Source organism: Micromonospora sp. NPDC049799, from assembly GCF_040656655.1.
Lineage (GTDB): Bacteria > Actinomycetota > Actinomycetes > Mycobacteriales > Micromonosporaceae > Micromonospora.
The window spans coordinates 1-1374 of the sequence record NZ_JBFAMU010000837.1 but is presented as its reverse complement, the minus strand read 5'-3'; the positions used below and the strand labels follow the sequence as shown (position 1 = coordinate 1374).

1 protein-coding gene is annotated in these 1374 nt (G+C 73.4%); it reads right to left on the bottom strand.

Annotated elements, in window-relative coordinates:
* Positions 1–94 precede the first annotated feature (94 nt).
* Positions 95–1374 (bottom strand): alkaline phosphatase PhoX (locus AB0I76_RS29930; RefSeq protein ID WP_357042490.1); only part of this gene is annotated, 1280 nt, incomplete at its 5' end.

Below are 1374 nucleotides of genomic sequence, written 5' to 3'. Positions count from 1 at the left end.
CCCCGTTAACGCCTCGCGTGGTACAGGGGGCCCTTCTCAACAGCACCGGCGTGCCCCGGCGGTCAGCTCCCGCCGCCGGGGCTCGGCCGGCGCGTCACAGCGACCCGCGCCGCCACGGGCCGGTGATCGCGAAGGTGATGCCGGGGCTCTGCACGTTGACGAACAGCCAGTTGCCGTTGCGCGGGTCGAACGTGGAGCCGCACCACTCCGACCCGGAGTAGTCGCCGGCCGCGACGGTCTTGCCGGGCACCCCTCCGGTCGGGATCACCACCTGGTTCAGGGCGAACGGGAAGATCACCCCGTCGGTGGTGAGGCCGTGCAGGTACTCCCCGGAGCTGCCGTCCTCGCACAGCACGATGCCGCCGCGCGGGCTGACGCAGATGTTGTCCGGGTTGTTCAGCACCGCCGCGTCGGGGGAGGCGAACAGCACCCGCATCCGCTCCGCCGCCGGGTCGTACTCGAAGACCTGGCCCTGGCCGGCCGGCCCGCCGCTGGTGGACACGATGTAGATGCGCTCGTTGCCGTACCAGGCGCCCTCCAGGCGGCGGAACACCGCGGCGCCGGAGGCCGCGCCCTGCAACGCCGGCCGGACCTCGCCGGGGGCGTAGTCGGGGTTGTCGATGGTCACCCACGTCAGGTCGCGGTACTCGGTGCCGGTGCCGTCGGTGTAGGTGGAGTACGACGAGGAGTCCGCCGTGGGGATCACCAGCATCTGCAGGACGCCGCCGGCGGCCAGCTCACCGGGGAGGGTGGGCAGGTAGCGGTACAGGCCCGACGGGGTGGCGTCCTCGGTCAGGTAGACGATGCCGGTGGCCGGGTCCACGGCCACGGCCTCGTGGCTGAACCGGCCCATCTGCCGCAGCGGGCGCGGGTCGCCCTTGCCGGTGTGCGGCACCTCGAACACGTACCCGTGGCGGGTGCCGTCCGGGCCCAGTTCGGTGGTCTCCTCACAGGTCAGCCAGGTGCCCCAGGGGGTGGGGCCGCCGGCGCAGTTGCGGATCGTGCCGGACAGGCTCGCCCACGAGTCGGTGAACGCGCCCGCGTCGGGGTCGAACACCAGGGAGGTGGTGCCGCCGGTGGCAGCCGGGTTGTAGGCGGGGGTGGTGAACGCGCCGGTGTAGCCGCCGCGTTCGTGGTTGCGGACCAGGGAGATCTTCCCGTCGCCGCGGCGGAACGCCGCCATGCCGTCGTGGGCGCCGGGCGTCGGGATACCGTCGGACATCACGTCGCCGGTCCAGCCGTAGCTGAGGTACTCGAAGCCGCGCGGCAGGCGCAGCAGTTCCAGGCCGGTCGTGGCGTCCCGTACCGGGTGGAGCGGGCCGTAGTCGGGGCTGGCCGGCAGCTTCGCCAGGGGGGCGGCGCCGGCGGTGCGGG